Here is a 17,242-nt window from a genome sequence, read left to right on the forward strand (position 1 = left end):
CTTCAACGACCACAAGCAGTGGCGAGGGATCGCCACCCGCTACGACAAGCTGGCTGTCGTCTACCGAGGCGGCGTCGTGCTCCGCACCATCACCATCTGGCTACGCGAATAACCAGACACTCCCTAGGTTGCAGGGATGGCAGCGAAGCGTGAAATCAACCTGACCAAGGCTCAGCTTGAGCAGATCAAGCAGGCGTTGGACGAGCGATCTGCCTCAGGGCTCTGTCTGCGGTGTGGCAAGGCAGGGATGCTCCCGATGAATCGCTTGATGAGCTTCGAGCTACAGACCGTCGCGTCTGCCATCAGCGGAGCTGTCAGAGAAGTTACCGTCCCTGCCGCCATGTTGGTCTGCCCAAACTGTGGACACCTGGACTTCCACGCTCTTGGCATGATCGGGCTACTGCAGATGAAGCCGGGCGAAGACCACGTCGGTGAGACCCCAGAGCGGGGCGACGACAAATGAGCGACGGGGACCAGGGCCTGAACTTCGACATGGCACGTGAGATCACGAGCCAAGCGACAGTCAGCACCAACATCAGGCAGGAGTACTTCGTGACCACCCGCGAGAAGATCGAACTAGCGCTGCGACGACAACTCCCGGGCTACACCTCAATGGAACAAGCCATCGCAGCCACAGGAGTTTTCCTTGCCTTCTTGGTCGCCCTACTCACGTCGGATTTCCAGTCCTTCATCGGAGTCCCTGCCGCCTCCTGGAAGACAGGCTTTGCAATCGGTGCAGTTGTCTCGCTGATCTGGACAGTGCGGGAGTGGTGGAAGTTCGCACACCGACCTTCCCTCGACGACGTTGTGAACGCCATCTGCGTGGCGAGCGACCGCGAAGCGAATGAGCCACCAACGTCGCCCCCACGCAGTTGACGTGGCTGGACTCACCCGGAGGAGTCCGCTCTTTCATGCGTCTCGCAGGGTCGGCGTCGCCTAGACTGACCTGACAGCCCGTGTGGTGAACGGACCCGAGACCGGTCACCGCACGGGCTGCTCGCGTGCATGGCCTACCCCACCGCGCCGGCACGCCGCGTGGCCCGGCCCGGGCCGTCTGTCCCCGACCCCGGAGCTGGGCCACGCACACCCGAACGGGCACTTCACGGCCACCAGCAGACGGCGCTACGTTCGGCGGCCTCGGGTACCCCATGTCCTGAGGGGCCGTGGCCCGGCCTCCCAGCGTCCCGCTCAGGCGACGCGGAGGCCGGGCTCCCCGCTCGGCCGCGGGAGCCTCAGGCGGTGACCTCGCAGGCGGTCCCGTCCTTGTCGGCGTCGCTCTCCCGGTTCGCCCGGTACACCTTCAGCCGCACCGCCGGCCGGTAGTGCCCAGAGCGGACCTGGCGCTTCGCCGCCCGCTTCGACTTCGCCACGCCGTACTTGTAGACCTTGTGCATCGCGTCGCAGTTCGCGAAGTCCGTCGCCGCCTGGGCCGGCGCCGCGACCGCGGTCAGCGAGCCGACCATGAGCGCTGCGACCGCCGCCGAGCCGATGAAGTGTCGGGCCATCCACATGCCCCTTCCGTGAGGTGAATCCTTACCGGCGGAAGGTAAACCGCCAGCCAGCCGCCCCGCAGCGGAATCCAGTGCACAGCCCCGCACGGCACCCCAGCCGGCGGGGCTTCGTCATGCCCGGACCCCACCCGGAACCACCGGGCCGGCCGCCCCACGACGGGAGACCACGTGACAGACCCCGCCCCCGAGCTGCAGCGGGCCGTCGACCGGCTCACCAGCAGCATCGACCAGCTCCGCGCCGAGCTCGTCCGCAAGGACGTCTACGAGTCCGACCAGCGAGCCCGGGACGCCGAGCTCCAAGGCGTCAGGGACGACGTCCGCCAGCTCGCCACCCGCATGGACCGAGGCGACCAGCAGCGCGCGGCCGACCGCCGCCTCATCCTCACCTCGATCATCGCCCCGGTGATCGTGGCTCTGATCATGCTCTACGTCGCCGCGCAGGTCGGAGGACCAGCATGAACCCCACCACCCGCCGGCTGCTCTACGCGGTCGTGTTCGCCGTCTTCATCACGACCATCGTCGTGCTCATCAACGGGCTCTCCGGCCGCATCGACCAGGCCGAGGACGACGCCCACGAGAACCGAGTCGCCGCAGCGGACAACGCCGCCGCGCTCGGCGAGGCCGAGAACATCACCCACCGCCTCGCCCGCCAGGTCCGCCGCCTCGGCGGAACCCCCGTCGTCACGCCCTCCGACATCGAGCCCGCCACCGGCCCGGTCGGCCCTGTGGGCGCGGTCGGGCCACCCGGCCCCCGTGGGCCCGCCGGCCAGGATGGCGAGGACGGCGCCGACGGGCAGGACGGCAGTGACGGGAAGCGCGGCCGCACCGGCGCCACGGGCGAGACCGGGCCCGCGGGAGCGACCGGCGTAGCTGGAGCCGACGGCACCGACGGCAAGGCTGGAGCCACGGGCGCGACCGGACCGCAAGGACCTGCAGGGCCCAAGGGCGACACCGGCGCCACCGGGCCCCGCGGCGAGGCCGGAGCGGCCGGCCCCGCCGGCTACCCCGAGACCTTCACCTTCACCGACCGGACCGGCGCCACCTACACCTGCACCGACCCCGACGAGGACCGCGCCTACGACTGCACCACCGACGCGCCCGGAGCCGCCTCGTGATGGCCGACCTCCTCGAGCTCATGCGCCTGATCAACGCCCCGCTGCTCGCCCTCGCCTGCATCGGCACCCTCATCCGGCTCGCCGAGACCTGGCCCAGCCACACCCGCGGCGCCCGGCTGATCTTCGAGGGCCTCGTCATCCTCCAAGCCGCCGGCGCCGCCGGGTCCGCGATCAAGTACCTCACCAACGCGCCCGTCGACCTCTCCATCGTCCCCGTCACCCTCGGCGGCGCGCTGGTCGTCGTCGGCCTCATCTGGCCCCACCGTCCCCGCCACACCTGACCTCACAGGAGATGCCCATGCTCGCTGCAGGAGAAGCCCTGGACCTCGACCTCACGGCCGAGGACTTCACCCTCGACCCCGACGCCGCACTGCTGCCCACCATCGAGCTCGACACCGACCTGGGCGAGTTCGCCGCCCCGCCCGAGCTGGCCGGCGGGCAGGACGACGTCGTCGAGGGCCGCGGTGGCCCGGCCAGCACCGGCCCCGGCGCCATCCCCACCTACGTGCGGCCCCGACGCGAGGCGCTCGCCCTCGCGGTCTCCTACGCCCGCGACGGGCGCACGGTCACCCCCGGCTACTGCCTGCGCGAGTCGCGGCAGTACTTCAACGTGGCGGCGCTCTACGCCGCGGCGAAGCTGTCGCTGGCCGGCGCGCAGGAGCTCGGCGTCGCGCACCGCGTCGCGATCACCAGCGACGCCGTCGCGCGCATCCCCCGCGGCGCGATCGTCTACTGGACCGGTCCCCTGTCCCAGTACGGCCACATCGCCCCCTCGCTTGGCGACGGCATGGTCCTGTCCACCGACTGGCCCCGCGGCCGGTACGGCAAGGTCCGCGCCGACGTCCTCGCCGCCGCGTGGGGTTACACCGAGATGTTCTGGGCCCCGACCGTCAACGACGTCCGCGTGTGGCGTCCGAACGCCCAGAAGCCGGCCAGCACCCCGCTCATCAGCCGGGTCCTCACCGCGCTGGCCGACGACCGGCCCGCCAAGGCCCAGGCCCTGCTCGAGCGGCTCGCCGAGGACGGCGACGGCGACCGGCCCCGCGAGGCCAAGCAGGCCGCCCGCAAGCTGCTCCGCGCGTTCGACCTCAACGACGACATCGCCGACCTGCGGGCCGAGATCTCCGATCTCCAGACCCGCCGCAACGCCCTGCGCCGCGCCGGCGGCCAGTCCCTCCGCAACCTCAAGGTGGCCTGACCATGAGCATGTCCGAGTACCTGACCAGCCTCGTGGCCAGCATCCGCCGCGAGCCCGCCCTCCTCCTGGACGCCGTCGAGACCGCCCTGGTGCTGCTCGTAGCCCTCGGCGTCGCGCTGACCGACGACCAGACCGCCGCGATCACCGCCGTCATCATGGCGGCCATCGCCCTGCTCAAGGGCTGGGCGACGCGGCCCTTCGAGGTGGCGCTGCTCGTCGACGGAGCCCGGTCCGTGCTCGTGCTGGTCATGACGTTCGGCGTCGGGCTGAGCCCCGAGTTCATCGCCGTGGCCACCACGTTCGTCGGCACCTTCACCACGCTCGTCATGCGCGGCCAGATCAGCCCGGCCAACGGCTCCACCACGCCGACCAGCACGCCGACCAGCACGGTGGTCACCGACGCCGGGCACACCCGGCCCGTCCCGGCCATCCTGGTCGCCGCGGCCGTCCCCCTGGTGGTGCTCTTCGCGTTCCTCCTGCTGCAGCCGCTGCTCGCCGTGCTGCTCACCTGACCCGCAGCGCCCTCACCCTCCCCGCTGCGGGACCCCGCCCCCTCCTGGCCACGAGCCGGGAGGGGGCGCTTCTAGCGTTCAGCCCAAGTTCCAACGGTGCTGGCGCGAGCCGTTGTCGTAGACCAGAGCGACGGCCTTGCCGCACTTGGCGGGGACCCGGAAAACTATCCAGCCCTGCGCGCATTCACCTTCACCGATCTGGACTCCAGCGAACGGGTACTCGGGCAGCGGGAAGTCGCTCCACGTGCTGGAACTCGCCGGGTACCGGCCGTCACGCTTGTCCACGAGACTCCAGGGGCTCCAGCTGACCGATCCGCCGCCCGTGACCTTGATGCACGTCCTGACTAGCACTGCATCGAGACGCGTCCCGGGCTGCTTGCCGTACTCCGAGACGTCCTGGCGCGAGCGCTTGACCGTGATCGTGGTCTCCGGGGTTCGCCAGGTCCGCCTGTCAGCCGGATCGGCCTCCGGCGTCGAGGACGTGCTGGGCTCAGCAGGCGATGCTGAGGCTGTCTCGCTGGCCGTCGCGGTGGTGGTCGCGGTGGTGGTCGCGGTGACCGTCACTGACGGAGCGGGCGTCGATGACGAGTCAGAACCGCAGGCTGTGACCAACATGAGCAGCGCAGCGAGTGGCGCGAGAAGACGCATGCCGTGAGCGTAGGTCAGGTGCTCCCTGCCGTCAGCCGTCCATCTGAGTCTTCTCGTGTACGGCGAGGCGCTTCACGAGGTAGTCGACCAAGAGCGCCATCTGCCGCTCGCCGTCGCTGGTGAGCTGCACCTGAGCGAGCCGACGACCGACCTGCTCGCGCATCTCGGTCGGCGTCATCGGCCGCGCGCCACCGTAGTCAATCGGCGTGTCCCACCAGTCCTGCTCGTCCACGAGCCCGGACGGTACCTGTGGAGGACGCCAGCACGATCGGCGCCCGGCAGGGCACGCTGGAGCGCATGACGAGCGACCAGGACGACGACCTCCACGCCGAGTGCGACCAGCTGTTCGGCCCGTGCCTCGACCCGCGTTGTCCCGGGTCCACTCCGGCCTAGCCGATAGCGCGCGCCCGTGCGCTGCGCTGATCGCGCCGCGCCGCGCGGAGCCGCCTGAGCCGGCGGACGAGCGCCGGGTCGTGCTCCAAGGCCGCGGGACTGTCGAGCAGGTCGTTGAGCACCTGGCAGTAGCGCGTCAGGGACATGCCGAACCGCTCGAGGATGGCGGTCTCCTTCGCGCCGGCGTGCGCCCAGCGCAGGCGGGCGAACTCGAGGATGCCCAGCTGCTCGGAGGTGAGGTCTGCGGGCGTCGGCTCGGGCATGCGGTGCAGAGTGCCACCGGCCTCCGACACCACGGTGCGCCCGGGCGGGGTGGAGCCGCGTGTCGGGATCGAACCGACGGCCTTCCGTTTACAAGACGGATGCTCTGCCATCTGAGCTAACGCGGCGGGTTCCGGATGGACGATGGCTGACACAATGGCTGACAATCGTCCTGTCGGTTGGCGTGTTGAGCGTTCCCGCATCCTTATTACAAGTAAGGCGCTCTACCAACTGAGCTACACCGGCGAGCCCGGTCGGCACGCACCGCCGGGTCGCGGAGCAGGATAGCGGCGGGCGTCCGGTGACCGAGCACTCACCCGCCCGGTCACCCGCGCGACACACGGGTTCGGCACAGTGTCGCCATGACCGACGCGCTGACCGACCTGCTCCGCCAGCCCCACCACGACGGGTCCCCGCTCTACTGCGACGCCGAGACCCCGACGATCGGCTGGGCGGTCAAGGTGCGCGTCCGCACCGACCCCGACGACCCGACCACCCAGATGTGGATACGGACGACGTACGACGCCGAGCCGGTCTACCACCAGTGCGTCCAGGTGCAGCGTGACGGCCTGCCCGCGGGGTCGACGTGGTGGGAGGGCGAGCTGCCGGTGCACAACCCGGTCACCCACTACCGGTTCCTGCTGGCCGACGCCGAGGAGAACCAGTCCTGGCTGACGGCGGCCGGGGTGGTCACCCACGACCCGGCCGACGCGCTCGACTTCAAGCTCTCCACCCACGCCGAGGCACCGGCCTGGGGCCGCGAGGCGGTCGTCTACCAGATCTTCCCCGACCGGTTCGCCCGCTCCGCGGCCGCCGACGAGCGTCCGACCCCGCACTGGGCCGTGCCGGCGGAGTGGGACGACACGGTCGTCTTCGAGGGCACCGACCCCCGCACCCCGCTGCAGTTCTTCGGCGGCGACCTCGACGGCGTCACCGAGCACCTCGACCACGTCGCCGACCTGGGCGTCACGGTGCTCTACACGACGCCGGTCTTCCCCGGTGAGTCCAACCACCGCTACAACGCCTCCACCTTCGACGGCATCGACCCGCTGCTCGGCGGCGACGAGGCGTTCGAGCGGCTCTCGCACGCGGTGCACGACAAGGGCATGCGGCTGCTCGGCGACCTCACCACCAACCACACCGGCGACACCCACGAGTGGTTCCAGCAGGCCGCCGCCGACGAGGACGCCCCCACCCGCGACTGGTACTGCTTCCGCCCGCAGGGCGGCTACGAGACCTGGATGGGCCACCACACCCTGCCCAAGCTCAACTACCAGAACACCGACATGCGCGCCGCGATGGTCGAGGGCCCCGACTCGGTGGTCGCCCGCTGGCTGCGGCCCCCGTTCGACGTGGACGGCTGGCGCATCGACGTCGCCAACATGACCGGCCGCCTCGGGGTCGTCGACGGCGCCCACGACGCCGCCCGCGCGGTGCGCCGCACCGCCGAGGCCGAGCGCGCGGATGCCTGGGTCATCGGCGAGCACAACCACGACGCCTCCGCCGACCTGGACGGCGACGGCTGGCACGGCACCATGAACTACTCCGGCTTCTCCTGGCCCGTGTGGTCGTGGCTGCGCCACCCCGACACCCCCGCCCGCCCGTTCGGCCGCCCGCTCGCGGTGCCGCGCCGCGGCGGCTCGGAGGTGCTCACCAGCCTGCGCGAGTTCGCCGCCCGCTACGGCTGGCGCGCCACCGCGCAGTCGTGGAACATCCTCGGCTCCCACGACTCCGCCCGCATCCGCACCCAGGTGGGCGGGGACGCGGCGGTGCACCGCGTCGCCGCGGGCCTGCAGTTCACGCTGCCGGGCGTGCCGATGCTCTTCGCGGGGGACGAGATCGGCCTCGAGGGCGTCCTCGGCGAGGACTCGCGCCGCACCATGCCCTGGCACCGCCCCGAGTCGTGGGACACCGCCACCCTCGACGCCTACCGCGCCCTGGCCGGGCTGCGGACCTCCACGCCCGCCCTGACCCGGGGCAGCCTGCGCTGGGCGCACGCGGACGAGGACACGCTGGTGTTCGTGCGCGAGCACCCCGCCGGCTCGGTGCTGGTGGCCGCGCGCCGGGCCGCGGGCGACGCGGTGGCCCTGCCGGCGTCCGCGATGCTCACCGGTGCCGACGAGATCGCCGGCGACCTGCTGCTCTCCACCGAGAAGGGTGCCGCGGACCTGAAGGTCCGCAAGGGCACCGTGCAGCTGCCCGCGGGCGGACCGGGGCTCACCGTCTGGAGCCTGTGAGGCGGAGATCCTCGGCGCCGCCGCGTACCCTGCCCGAGTGGCACTGAGGATCGTCGCCGCCCGGCCGGACCCGGCCATCGTGCGGCTGCCGTGGTCGACCCCGCTCGAGGAGTGGGGCGAGGAGTTCGTCGTCCCCCTGCCCCGCGGCCTCTCGCGGCACGTGGTGCGCACGGTGCGCCTCGGGCAGCGGGTCTACGCGGTCAAGGAGACCCAGGAGCCGATCGCGTTCCGCGAGTACCAGATGCTGCGCGACCTCCAGCGCATCGCGATCCCGTCGGTGGTGCCGCAGGGCGTCGTCACGGGCCGGGTGGACGCCGACGGCGAGCCGCTGCCCGCGGCGCTGCTCACCGAGCACCTGCAGTTCTCCCTGCCCTACCGCAGCCTCTTCACCCACGGCGCCCGCCGCACCAGCCTGCCCCAGCTCGTCGACGCCCTCGTCGTCCTGCTGGTGCGCCTGCACCTCACGGACTTCTACTGGGGCGACGTGTCGCTCTCCAACGTGCTGTTCCGGCGCAGCGCCGGCGAGCTGGCCGCCTACCTGGTCGACGCCGAGACCGGCGAGCTCAAGACCACCCTATCGCCGGCCCTGCGCGAGCACGACCTCACCGTGGCCTGCGAGAACGTCTTCGCCGAGCTGCTCGACCTGCAGGCCTCGCGCGCCATCGACGACGTCGACCCGTGGGACGTCGTCGACCTCCTGCGCAGCCGCTACACCGCGCTGTGGGACGAGCTGACCGGCACCGAGGCGTTCTCCGCCGACGAGATCTGGCGGATCGAGGCCCGCATCGAGCGCCTGAACTCGATGGGCTTCGACGTCGAGGAGCTCGACATCGTCACCGACATCGACGGTGACGAGGTGCGCATCAGCCCCCGCGTCGTCGAGCTGGGCCACCACCGACGCGAGCTGCAGTCGCTCACCGGCCTGGACGTCGAGGACAACCAGGCTCGGCGGCTGCTCAACGACATCGCCGCCTACACCGCCAGCCGCGACCTGGGCCGCGAGGACCGCACGCTCGTGGCCGCCCGCTGGATGAGCGAGGTCTACGAGCCCGTCACCACGATGATCCCGGCCGACCAGCGCGGCAAGCTGGAGCCGGCCGAGTTCTTCCACGAGGTGCTCGAGCACCGCTGGTACCTCTCCGAGCAGGCGGGCCACCACGTCCGCATCCGGGACGCGGCGGCCGACTACATCCGCACGCAGCTGCACGAGAAGCCCGAGGAGGCGCTCGCCGTCGACCCCGACGCCGAGCAGCCGGAGGTCTGAGCGCCCCGCCTCCGGTCCTCAGCGGGTGGCGGACGGGCTCTCGGTCGGGCCGTCGTTGCTGTCCGGGGTCGCCGTGGCGGCGCCCGAGCTGGTCGGCACCGTGTCGGTGGCGACGCCCTCGTTCGGGTCCTCGCCCTCGGCCTCGGCGGCCGCCTCGGCCTCCTCGGTGGCGGTGTCGACGTCCGCGTCGAGCCCGCTGAGCCGCACGTAGTCCTCCACGTCCCACGAGCCGTCCGTCTGCAGCACCACGCCCTGGATGCCCACCGGCACGCCGTCGCGGTACGTCAGCAGCGTCATCTGCGCCTCGCGCCGGGGCTTGGAGCCGAGCGCGATCGCGTAGGCGGCACCGCCGGTGGTGCCGGTGGTGAACGAGTAGCCCAGCTCGCCGTTCTCCCCGAGCACGGCCGTCGGGCCCTCCTCGACGTGGGTGTGCCCACCGAGCACGAGGTCGACGCAACCGCGCTCCAGCGCCGGGTCGCCCATGTTCGCGTCGTGCACGAGCAGCGTGGTCACCCGCTCCTCGGAGTCGCAGGCGGCGTCGGCGATGCGGTCCGCGACCTCGGAGAACGACAGTCCCGACTCGTCGCGCCAGTTGCCCAGGCCCGAGGCCCGCGGGTCGGCGGTGCCGAGCAGCGTCGAGCCGGCCGGACCCTCGATGATCTGGCCGTCGAGCACGGTCCAGCCGAGGTCGGCGAGGTAGGTGGAGACGAACGTGCCGTTGTCGTGGTTGCCGGAGACGGAGAACCGGGGCAGGTCGGAGAAGGCGGCCTGGAGGGAGTCCAGGGAGAACGCCTCCCAGGTGGAGCCGGTGGACGTGTCGTCGCCGGCGTCCATCACCGCGGTGGCGCCGCCGGCGTCCCCGACCGCCCGGGCCACGGCGTCCATGCCGACGTTGTCGTGCCGGTCGGAGACCAGGAGCACGACCTGCTCGCCCTCGAGCGGGGTGCGGACCGGCAGGTCGGCGGCGTCCTCGGCCGCGGCGTCGTAGAACGCCTTGGACTTGTCGTAGGTGTCGATCGCGGACTCGATGAGCCGCTGGGTCTGGTTGGTGGTCACGTCGCCGCGGATCTCCACGCCGTCGAGCTCGGCGGCCACCGCGCTGGGCAGGGTCACCTCGTCGCCCAGGAAGTCCTGCACGCTCTCCCAGGAGCGGTCGTCGGTGACCCGGCCGTCGTCCGGCCACCACGGCTGCCACCAGCCGAGCACCAACGCCACCGTCACGACGCCGGCCACCGCCCCCTGCCGGGTCGGGATCGCCCGACGCAGCTCACCGCGGCGCCGGCGACCCAGGACGAGCACCACCACGACCGGGAGCAGGCCCACGACCGCGCCGCGCAGCAGCGACTCCTGGGCCAGGTCCACCAGCTCGCCGCGGATCTTCGCCTCGACGCCGTCGGGCGCCGAGGCGAGGTAGGCGTACCGCTTGACCAGCTCGGAGGTGCTGGACGCCTCGGTCTTGCCGAGCTGGAGGTCGATGCCCAGCGGGGTGCCGGTGGCCAGGCGCAGGTCCGGCAGCACCGGGCCGGTGCGCAGCAGGACGTACCCGCTCAGCGTCGGGGTCAGCACCGTGTCGTGGCTGGCCAGGCTGACCTCGCGCTCGGAGCCCAGGAAGATCAGCACGGACGCCGGTGCGGCCACCGCCAGCCAGATCGCCGCGAGCACGCCGATGAACGCCGTGCGGCGCCGCCGGCTGTGCGGGCCGGGGGCGTGGTGCGCGGCGTGGGTGGTGGGGTGCTGGGTGGGGTCCGGCTCCGCAGGTTCCGGGGTGACCTGCGGCTCGGTCTCAGGGGTGTCCGGCATAGACCGTCCACGGTACGCGCGCGCACCCGGCGACCGCGCATCCGTTCACGGAAGCGTCACACGCGTCGGTCGCTGCCGGTCGTCGAGGTGCCAGGCCGGCCACGCTCCACCGGTCGTCGAGGTGCGAGGAGCGCCGGCGACGAGCCACGAGACGCCCGCACCCACCCAGGGCGCGCGCCACGGACAGGGTGGGCGCCACGGACAGGTGCGGCGATCTCGAGGCTCGGCCGTAGCCGGCCTCACACCTCGATCACCGGTGACGTCAGCCGCGCAGGCGGGCGACCTCGTACAGCGCCACGGAGGCGGCGACTCCGGCGTTGAGCGACTCCACCGAGTTCACCATCGGGATGGAGACGAGCTGGTCGCAGGTCTCGGCCACGAGCCGGGAGATGCCGTTGCCCTCGGAGCCGACCACGACGACCAGGGGGCCGTCGGCGAGGTCGAGTCCGGTGATCTGCGCGTCGCCGTCGGCGGCCAGGCCGACGACCATGCAGCCCTCGTCCTGGTAGGCCTTGATCTGGCGGGTCAGGTTCACGGTCTGGGCGACCGGGATGCGTGAGGCGGCACCGGCCGAGGTCTTCCACGCCGAGGCCGTCATGCCGGCGGCACGACGCTCGGGGATGACGACGCCGTGGGCGCCGAACGCGGCGGCCGAGCGGACGATCGCACCGAGGTTGCGGGGGTCGGTGACCGAGTCGAGCATGACGATCAGCGGCTGCTGGTTCTCGTCCTTGGCACGGTTGAGCAGGTCGTCCGGGTGGGCGTACTCGTAGGCCGGGATGCGCGCGGCGAGGCCCTGGTGGACGGCGCCGAAGGTGAGCCGGTCGAGCTCGGTGCGGCTGACCTCCATCAGCGCGATGCCGCGGTCGGCGGCCATCTCGAACGCCTCGCGCAGGCGGTTGTCCCGCTCGGCGCCCTCGGCCACGAAGACCGCGTTGACCGGGACGCCCTCGCGCAGCGCCTCGACGACGGGGTTGCGCCCGGCGATCCACTCGACGTCGGTGGTCTTGCGACCGCCGCGCTGCGGGCGCTTGTTGGCCTCGCGCTGCTTGGCGGCCTCGGCCTTGAACGCCTTGTGGTACGGGCGGTCCTTGGCCTTGGGGGTCGGGCCCTTGCCCTCGAGCCCGCGGCGGACGCGGCCGCCGGACCCGGCGGTCGGGTTGCCCTTGCCCGTCTTCTTGATGGCGCCTCGGCGCTGGGAGTTACCGGCCATGGTTCACACGCTCCACTTCGGACCGTCGGGGGTGTCGGTGACCTCGATGCCGGCCGCCTTGATCTGGTCGCGGATCGCGTCCGCGGTGGCGAAGTCCTTCGCCGCACGGGCCGCCGCGCGCTGCTCCAGCAGCCCGGCGACCAGTGCGTCCACGGCCGAGGTCAGGGCCTCGTCCGCGCCGGCGGAGGCCGCAGGGCCCCACGCCTCGTCCGCCGGGTCGAGACCCAGCACGCCCAGCATGGCCCGCACGGCCGCGACCTGGGCGGTCACGTCGGTGCCGTCGGCCAGCAGCCGGTTGCCCTCGCGCACGGTGTCGAAGAGGACGGCGGTCGCGGCCGGCGTCCCGAGGTCGTCGTCCATCGCCGCGGCGAAGGCGTCGGGCACCTCGCCCGCGGCCACCGGCGCGGCCAGGGCGGCGTCCGCGCGCTCGAGGAACGCCTCGATGCGCTGGTAGCCCTTCGCGGCCTCCTCCAGCGCCTCGAAGGAGAACTCCACGTGGCTGCGGTAGTGCGCGGCCACGACGTAGTAGCGCAGCTCCGCGCCGCGGAAGCGCTGCAGCACCGCAGGGATCGTGAGGCTGTTGCCGAGCGACTTGCTCATCTTCTCGCCGGCGGTGGTGATCCACGCGTTGTGCATCCAGAAGGACGCGAACCCGTGGCCCGCCGCGCGCGACTGCGCGAGCTCGTTCTCGTGGTGGGGGAAGCGCAGGTCGAGCCCACCGCCGTGGATGTCGAAGGCCTCACCGAGGTACTTGCCGGCCATCGCCGAGCACTCGATGTGCCAGCCCGGGCGGCCGCGACCCCACGGGCTCGGCCAGGACGCGGTGCGCGGCTCGGTCTCGGACTTCCAGCCCTTCCAGAGGGCGAAGTCGCGGGGGTCCTTCTTGCCGCGGGGATCGGCGTCCTCGGCGGCCTCCATGTCCTCGACGCCCTGGCGGGTCAGCTCGCCGTAGGACGCCCAGGAGCGCACGTCGAAGTAGACGTCGCCGGAGCCGTCGGGCGCGGCGTAGGCGTGACCGCGCTCGATGAGGTGCTCGATCAGCTCGAGCATCTCCGGCACGTGGCCGGTGGCCAGCGGCTCGTAGGTCGGCGGGGCGACGTTGAGCAGCGCGTAGGCACGGTCGAGCTCGCGCTTCATCGCGGCGGCGTGGGCGTACCAGGGCACGCCGTTGGCCTCGGCCTTGGTGAGGATCTTGTCGTCGATGTCGGTGACGTTGCGGACGAAGTCGACCGCGTAGCCCCGGTGCGCCAGCCAGCGGCGCAGCACGTCGAAGTTCACCGCGGAGCGCACGTGGCCCACGTGGGGCTCGCTCTGCACCGTGAGGCCGCAGACGTAGACCCCGACGCGCCCCTCGACGAGAGGGGTGAAGTCGCGGACGTCGCGGGTCGCGGTGTCGTACAGGCGCAGGCTCACGCAGGCCAGTCTAGGAGTGCCGACGTGTGCGGTGCTCATCGTCGCCGGTCACCCCGGTACGACCCACCACATTCGTGGTTCCGACCGTCCGGAACCACGCATGTGGTGGGTCGTACCCCGCGCCGTCGCGCCACCCCGACAAGGTTCGGTGAAGCAGACGAGGAACCTGGGGCGCACGGGACGGATGTGACGTACCGTCGACCGGTGCCCTCCCCCCTTCCCCGCCTGGCACCGACCCTCCTCGCGCTGGTCCTGCCGCTCGCCCTGCTCACGCCCGCCGCCTCGCTTGCCGGAACGACGGCCGCGACGGCGGCCGACGGCGCCACCGCCGCCCGCGCCGGCACCGCGAAGATCAGCTACCGGCAGACCGACGACGGGGTGGGGTTCCGCGCCGGCCGCCTGAGCGGCACCCGCACCGCCCGCGGCGCCGTGGTGCTGGACGAGCGGACGAGCAGCACCCGGCTCGGCGGCACCCGGTACGACGTGGGGCGCTGGATCTCGCCGTGGGAGTCCACCGCCTTCGGGTTCACCGAGCTGATCGCCTCCTGGCGCGCCCGCACCCCCGGCGACAGCCTGGTGGTGGTGCAGGTGCGCGGCCGGGACGCCGACGGGGCCACGTCCTCGTGGGACACCCTGGCCCGCTGGACCTCCGGGGACCGGCACGTCCTGCGCACCACCCTCTCCGGCCAGGCCGACGACCTGGCCTCGGTCAACGTCGACACCTGGGTCGCCCGCGAGGACGCCGGGCTGCGCGGCTACCAGCTGCGGGTGAGCCTGCTGCGCCGCGCCGGCGCCCGCACCGCCTCGCCCCGGCTGAGCACGGTCGGCGCCGTGGTCAGCCGGCAGCCGGCGAGCACGCCCGCCACCAGCGCCCCCGGCGTGGTCGCCCGGGCCGGCGGACGGGTGCTGCGCGTGCCGCGCTACAGCCAGATGATCCACGAGGGCGACTACCCGCAGTACGGCGGCGGTGGGGAGTCCTGGTGCTCGCCGACCTCCACCTCGATGGTGCTCTCCTACTACGACGCCCTGCCGCACGCGCGCCAGTGGTCGTGGGTGGCCGACGACCACCGCAACCCCTGGGTGGACGACACGGCCCGGCGCGTCTACGACCACGGCTACCGCGGCGCCGGCAACTGGCCGTTCAACACCGCCTACGCCGGGCTGCACACCCGGGAGTCGTACGTGACCCGGCTGGCCGACCTGCGTGCGGCCGAGCGGCTCGTGGCCGCCGGGGTGCCGGTCGTCATCTCGATCGCGTTCGGGGCCGGCGAGCTCGACGGCGCCCCCATCTCCGCGAGCAACGGCCACCTGCTGGTCGTGGTCGGGTTCCGGGCCGACGGCGACGTCGTGGTCAACGACCCGGCCGCGGCCCGCAACAAGGGCGTGCGCCGCACCTACGACCGCGGCCAGCTGGAGCGGGCGTGGCTCGAGGCCTCGGGAGGCACCGCGTACGTGATCAGCGACGGCCGCGCCATGCCGCGCGGCGCGAGCTTCGCCTGACCCAGCGCCTCAGCCCGGGCCGCGTCAGGAGGCGGTGAAGTCGACCTGGTGGTAGCCGGTGGCGCCGTCGGGCAGGACGTCGCGCACGGTCGAGTCCTGCACGGTGCCCTCGGCATCGGTGGCCCGCACCCGGACGGTGTGGTCGCCGGCGTCCAGGTCGAGCGACGCCGACCACTGCACCCACGTGTCCGCGCTGGGCACGGTGCCGAGGTCACAGGCCTGCCAGGCCCCGCCGTCCACGGAGACCTCGACGGCCTCGATGCCGGTGTGCTGCGCCCAGGCGACGCCACCCAGCGCGACGGTGCCGGCGTCGACCGAGGCGCCGGAGCGTGGCACGTCGACCCGGGAGGCGAGCTTGATCGGGCCCTTCTCGGCCCAGCCCCGGTCGGTCCAGTAGGCGGAGAAGTCCGCGAAGCGGGTGACCTCGAGGTCGGTGACCCACTTGGTCGCCGAGACGTAGCCGTACAGCCCGGGCACGACCACGCGGACGGGGAAGCCGTGCTCGATCGGCAGCGGCTCGCCGTTCATCGCGACGGCGAGCAACGCGTCGCGCTCGTCGGTGAGGGCCTCGAGCGGGGTGCCGCAGGTCCAGCCGTCGCTGCTCGTCTGCTTCACCGCGTCCGCGCCGTCGGTGACACCGGCCTCGGCCAGCAGGTCGGCGACCCGCACGCCCGACCAGCGGGCGTTGCCGATCAGGTCGCCGCCGACCGGGTTGGAGACGCAGGTCAGTGTCACCCACGACTCGGTGAACGACCGGGAGACCAGGTCGTCGTAGGTCAGCGTGAGCTCGTTCTCGACCATGCCGTGGATGCGCAGGCTCCACTCGTCGGGGCTGACGGTGGGCACGGCGATGGCGGTGTCGATCCGGTAGAAGTCGTCGTTCGGGGTCTGCCAGGGGCCGAGGTCGTCGACGTCGAGGGACGACCCGGCCGGCGGCTCGGGGTCGGTGACGCCGGTCAGGCTCAGCGAGCGGCGCGCGGACTCCACGGCGCTGCGCCCGGCGCCGAGCACCGAGCCGCCCAGGCCGAGGAGCACGGCCACGCCACCCACGACGCTCGCGCGGACGAGGAAGGCCCGGCGCGACTCGCCGAGCGGCCGGTCCGCGTCGTCGCCGGCTCCGGCCGCGAGCATCGCGCCCTCGCGCAGCGGCTTGGTCAGCACCGGCAGCACGACCACCCAGGTGATGGCCCCGACGGCGACCGGGATCACCGGCCCGACGCCGCTCTCGCGGAACAGCACCGCCGCCAGGCCGACCCCGCCGAGCAGCGCGAAGCCGATCTGCGCAGAGCCGTCGCCGGAGTCGCGCGCGACCCGGCCGACGAAGGCGGAGAACGCCAGCAGCGCCACGAGGATCACCGCGACCAGGAACGGCTTGTCGAGCTCCTGGAGGAGGTTGATCGCGGGCTTGACCACGGCCTCGGGCAGCACCTCGATGACCGACTCGGCCACCGCCACGACCGGCGAGGAGCGGACCGACAGCAGCCGCGCCGCGGCCTCGCTGGTGAGCAGGCCCGCCACGAGGGTCACGATCCCGGCGGCCGGCCAGAGGTAGCGCTGCTGCGGAGTCACCCCTCCAGTGTGCCGGGTCGGTGCACACCCGGTGCATCCGCGCCAACTCGTTGAACAAATGTCAATAAAGGTCGCCGCAGAGGTTCTCGCGGCGCCCCGGGTGCGGCAGGATGCGAGACGTGAACCTCCCTCCTGGACTGCCGCGCACCGGCATCGGCACCGACGTCCACCGTCTGGTCGACGGGGTGCCCATGCACCTCGGTGGCCTCGCGTGGCCCGACGAGCCCCAGGGCCTCGAGGGGCACTCGGACGCCGACGTGGCGGCCCACGCCGCCTGCGACGCCCTGCTCTCGGCCGCCGGGCTCGGCGACCTCGGCTCGAACTTCGGCACCGCCGAGCCGCAGTGGGCCGGCGCGTCCGGCGCGACCCTGCTCGCCGAGACCGCCCGCCGCGTCCGCGCCGCCGGCTTCGAGATCGGCAACGTGGCGGTGCAGGTGATCGGCAACCGCCCCCGCCTCGGGCCCCGCCGGGCCGAGGCCGCCGCGGCGCTCTCCGCGGCCGCCGGTGCCGACGTGACCGTCTCGGCCACCACCACCGACGGCCTCGGCCTCACCGGCCGCGGCGAGGGCGTCGCCGCCCTCGCGACCGCGCTCGTCGTCCCGGTCTGA

Annotated in this window: 19 protein-coding genes, 2 tRNA genes and 1 pseudogene; 12 read left to right on the forward strand and 10 right to left on the reverse strand. The window is 72.7% G+C overall.

Annotated elements, in window-relative coordinates:
* The 3 genes and pseudogenes from M8330_RS22760 to M8330_RS18770 all read left to right on the forward strand — a co-directional run.
* Positions 1–112: pseudogene (locus tag M8330_RS22760) on the forward strand (IS5-like element ISMt1 family transposase); the annotation flags it as partial.
* Between the two features lie 24 nt (positions 113–136).
* Positions 137–463 (forward strand): hypothetical protein, encoded by a 327-nt coding sequence (locus M8330_RS18765; RefSeq protein ID WP_250828566.1) that lies wholly within the window; start codon positions 137–139, stop codon positions 461–463.
* Positions 460–876 (forward strand): hypothetical protein, encoded by a 417-nt coding sequence (locus tag M8330_RS18770; RefSeq protein ID WP_250828567.1) that lies wholly within the window; start codon positions 460–462, stop codon positions 874–876. Before M8330_RS18765 ends, M8330_RS18770 begins: the two co-directional genes overlap by 4 nt.
* Before the next feature lie 356 nt (positions 877–1,232).
* On the opposite strand, the gene M8330_RS18775 is transcribed toward M8330_RS18770, so the two are convergent.
* Positions 1,233–1,505, reverse strand: coding sequence for an excalibur calcium-binding domain-containing protein (locus tag M8330_RS18775; protein WP_250828568.1), 273 nt, complete (start codon positions 1,503–1,505; stop codon positions 1,233–1,235).
* Between the two features lie 174 nt (positions 1,506–1,679).
* On the opposite strand from M8330_RS18775, the gene M8330_RS18780 reads away from it, so the two are divergent.
* Genes M8330_RS18780 through M8330_RS18800 form a run of 5 tightly spaced genes read left to right on the forward strand, consistent with a single transcriptional unit; the run spans position 1,680 to position 4,336 of the window.
* Complete coding sequence (locus M8330_RS18780) at positions 1,680–1,970, forward strand: hypothetical protein (protein WP_250828569.1); 291 nt, start codon at positions 1,680–1,682, stop codon at positions 1,968–1,970.
* Positions 1,967–2,626, forward strand: coding sequence for a hypothetical protein (locus M8330_RS22160; RefSeq protein WP_284704942.1), 660 nt, complete (start codon positions 1,967–1,969; stop codon positions 2,624–2,626). The genes M8330_RS18780 and M8330_RS22160 overlap by 4 nt, the downstream gene beginning before the upstream one ends.
* Positions 2,626–2,907, forward strand: a complete 282-nt coding sequence (locus M8330_RS18790; protein WP_250828570.1) for a hypothetical protein — start codon at positions 2,626–2,628, stop codon at positions 2,905–2,907. The genes M8330_RS22160 and M8330_RS18790 overlap by 1 nt, the downstream gene beginning before the upstream one ends.
* 17 nt (positions 2,908–2,924) lie before the next feature.
* Positions 2,925–3,824 carry a hypothetical protein gene (locus M8330_RS18795; protein ID WP_250828571.1) on the forward strand — a complete coding sequence of 300 codons (900 nt, stop codon included), beginning with the start codon at positions 2,925–2,927 and terminating at the stop codon, positions 3,822–3,824.
* A gap of 2 nt (positions 3,825–3,826) precedes the next feature.
* Positions 3,827–4,336, forward strand: a complete 510-nt coding sequence (locus M8330_RS18800) for a hypothetical protein (protein WP_250828572.1) — start codon at positions 3,827–3,829, stop codon at positions 4,334–4,336.
* A 78-nt stretch (positions 4,337–4,414) separates the two neighbouring features.
* Here M8330_RS18800 and M8330_RS18805 read toward each other — a convergent pair whose 3' ends face one another.
* The 5 genes from M8330_RS18805 to M8330_RS18825 all read right to left on the reverse strand — a co-directional run bounded on the left by M8330_RS18805 (position 4,415) and on the right by M8330_RS18825 (position 5,882).
* On the reverse strand, positions 4,415–4,984 hold the full coding sequence (locus M8330_RS18805; RefSeq protein WP_250828573.1) for a hypothetical protein: 570 nt from the start codon (positions 4,982–4,984) through the stop codon (positions 4,415–4,417).
* A gap of 31 nt (positions 4,985–5,015) precedes the next feature.
* Positions 5,016–5,216, reverse strand: coding sequence for a hypothetical protein (locus M8330_RS18810; protein WP_250828574.1), 201 nt, complete (start codon positions 5,214–5,216; stop codon positions 5,016–5,018).
* Positions 5,217–5,373: 157 nt separating this feature from the next.
* On the reverse strand, positions 5,374–5,640 hold the full coding sequence (locus M8330_RS18815; protein WP_250828575.1) for a DUF3263 domain-containing protein: 267 nt from the start codon (positions 5,638–5,640) through the stop codon (positions 5,374–5,376).
* Between the two features lie 50 nt (positions 5,641–5,690).
* Positions 5,691–5,766, reverse strand: a tRNA-Thr gene (locus tag M8330_RS18820).
* Between the two features lie 17 nt (positions 5,767–5,783).
* Positions 5,784–5,882 (reverse strand) — tRNA-Thr (locus M8330_RS18825).
* A gap of 118 nt (positions 5,883–6,000) precedes the next feature.
* Between M8330_RS18825 and M8330_RS18830 the strand changes: the two genes are divergently transcribed.
* Both M8330_RS18830 and M8330_RS18835 read left to right on the forward strand, forming a co-directional pair.
* Entirely contained in the window at positions 6,001–7,875 is a 1,875-nt protein-coding gene (locus M8330_RS18830) for a glycoside hydrolase family 13 protein (protein WP_250828576.1), read from the forward strand.
* A 37-nt stretch (positions 7,876–7,912) separates the two neighbouring features.
* Positions 7,913–9,139 carry a DUF4032 domain-containing protein gene (locus tag M8330_RS18835; protein WP_250828577.1) on the forward strand — a complete coding sequence of 409 codons (1,227 nt, stop codon included), beginning with the start codon at positions 7,913–7,915 and terminating at the stop codon, positions 9,137–9,139.
* An 18-nt stretch (positions 9,140–9,157) separates the two neighbouring features.
* Here M8330_RS18835 and M8330_RS18840 read toward each other — a convergent pair whose 3' ends face one another.
* The 3 genes from M8330_RS18840 to cysS form a co-directional block, all read right to left on the reverse strand.
* Positions 9,158–10,939, reverse strand: a complete 1,782-nt coding sequence (locus M8330_RS18840; protein ID WP_250828578.1) for a metallophosphoesterase — start codon at positions 10,937–10,939, stop codon at positions 9,158–9,160.
* A gap of 262 nt (positions 10,940–11,201) precedes the next feature.
* The gene (gene rlmB / locus M8330_RS18845; RefSeq protein ID WP_250051447.1) at positions 11,202–12,152 is read right to left on the reverse strand and encodes a 23S rRNA (guanosine(2251)-2'-O)-methyltransferase RlmB; all 951 of its coding nucleotides are present in this window, start codon (positions 12,150–12,152) and stop codon (positions 11,202–11,204) included.
* A gap of 3 nt (positions 12,153–12,155) precedes the next feature.
* A complete protein-coding gene (gene cysS, locus M8330_RS18850) occupies positions 12,156–13,565 on the reverse strand; it encodes a cysteine--tRNA ligase (RefSeq protein WP_443689929.1) in 1,410 nt (469 codons plus the stop codon).
* A gap of 204 nt (positions 13,566–13,769) precedes the next feature.
* On the opposite strand from cysS, the gene M8330_RS22580 reads away from it, so the two are divergent.
* Positions 13,770–15,065, forward strand: a complete 1,296-nt coding sequence (locus M8330_RS22580; protein WP_250828580.1) for a C39 family peptidase — start codon at positions 13,770–13,772, stop codon at positions 15,063–15,065.
* A gap of 24 nt (positions 15,066–15,089) precedes the next feature.
* On the opposite strand, the gene M8330_RS18860 is transcribed toward M8330_RS22580, so the two are convergent.
* Positions 15,090–16,634 (reverse strand): molybdopterin-dependent oxidoreductase, encoded by a 1,545-nt coding sequence (locus tag M8330_RS18860; RefSeq protein ID WP_250828581.1) that lies wholly within the window; start codon positions 16,632–16,634, stop codon positions 15,090–15,092.
* Positions 16,635–16,753: 119 nt separating this feature from the next.
* On the opposite strand from M8330_RS18860, the gene ispF reads away from it, so the two are divergent.
* The gene (gene ispF / locus M8330_RS18865; RefSeq protein ID WP_308196314.1) at positions 16,754–17,242 is read left to right on the forward strand and encodes a 2-C-methyl-D-erythritol 2,4-cyclodiphosphate synthase; all 489 of its coding nucleotides are present in this window, start codon (positions 16,754–16,756) and stop codon (positions 17,240–17,242) included.

This window comes from Nocardioides bruguierae (assembly GCF_023656415.1).
Classification (GTDB): Bacteria; Actinomycetota; Actinomycetes; order Propionibacteriales; family Nocardioidaceae; genus Nocardioides; species Nocardioides bruguierae.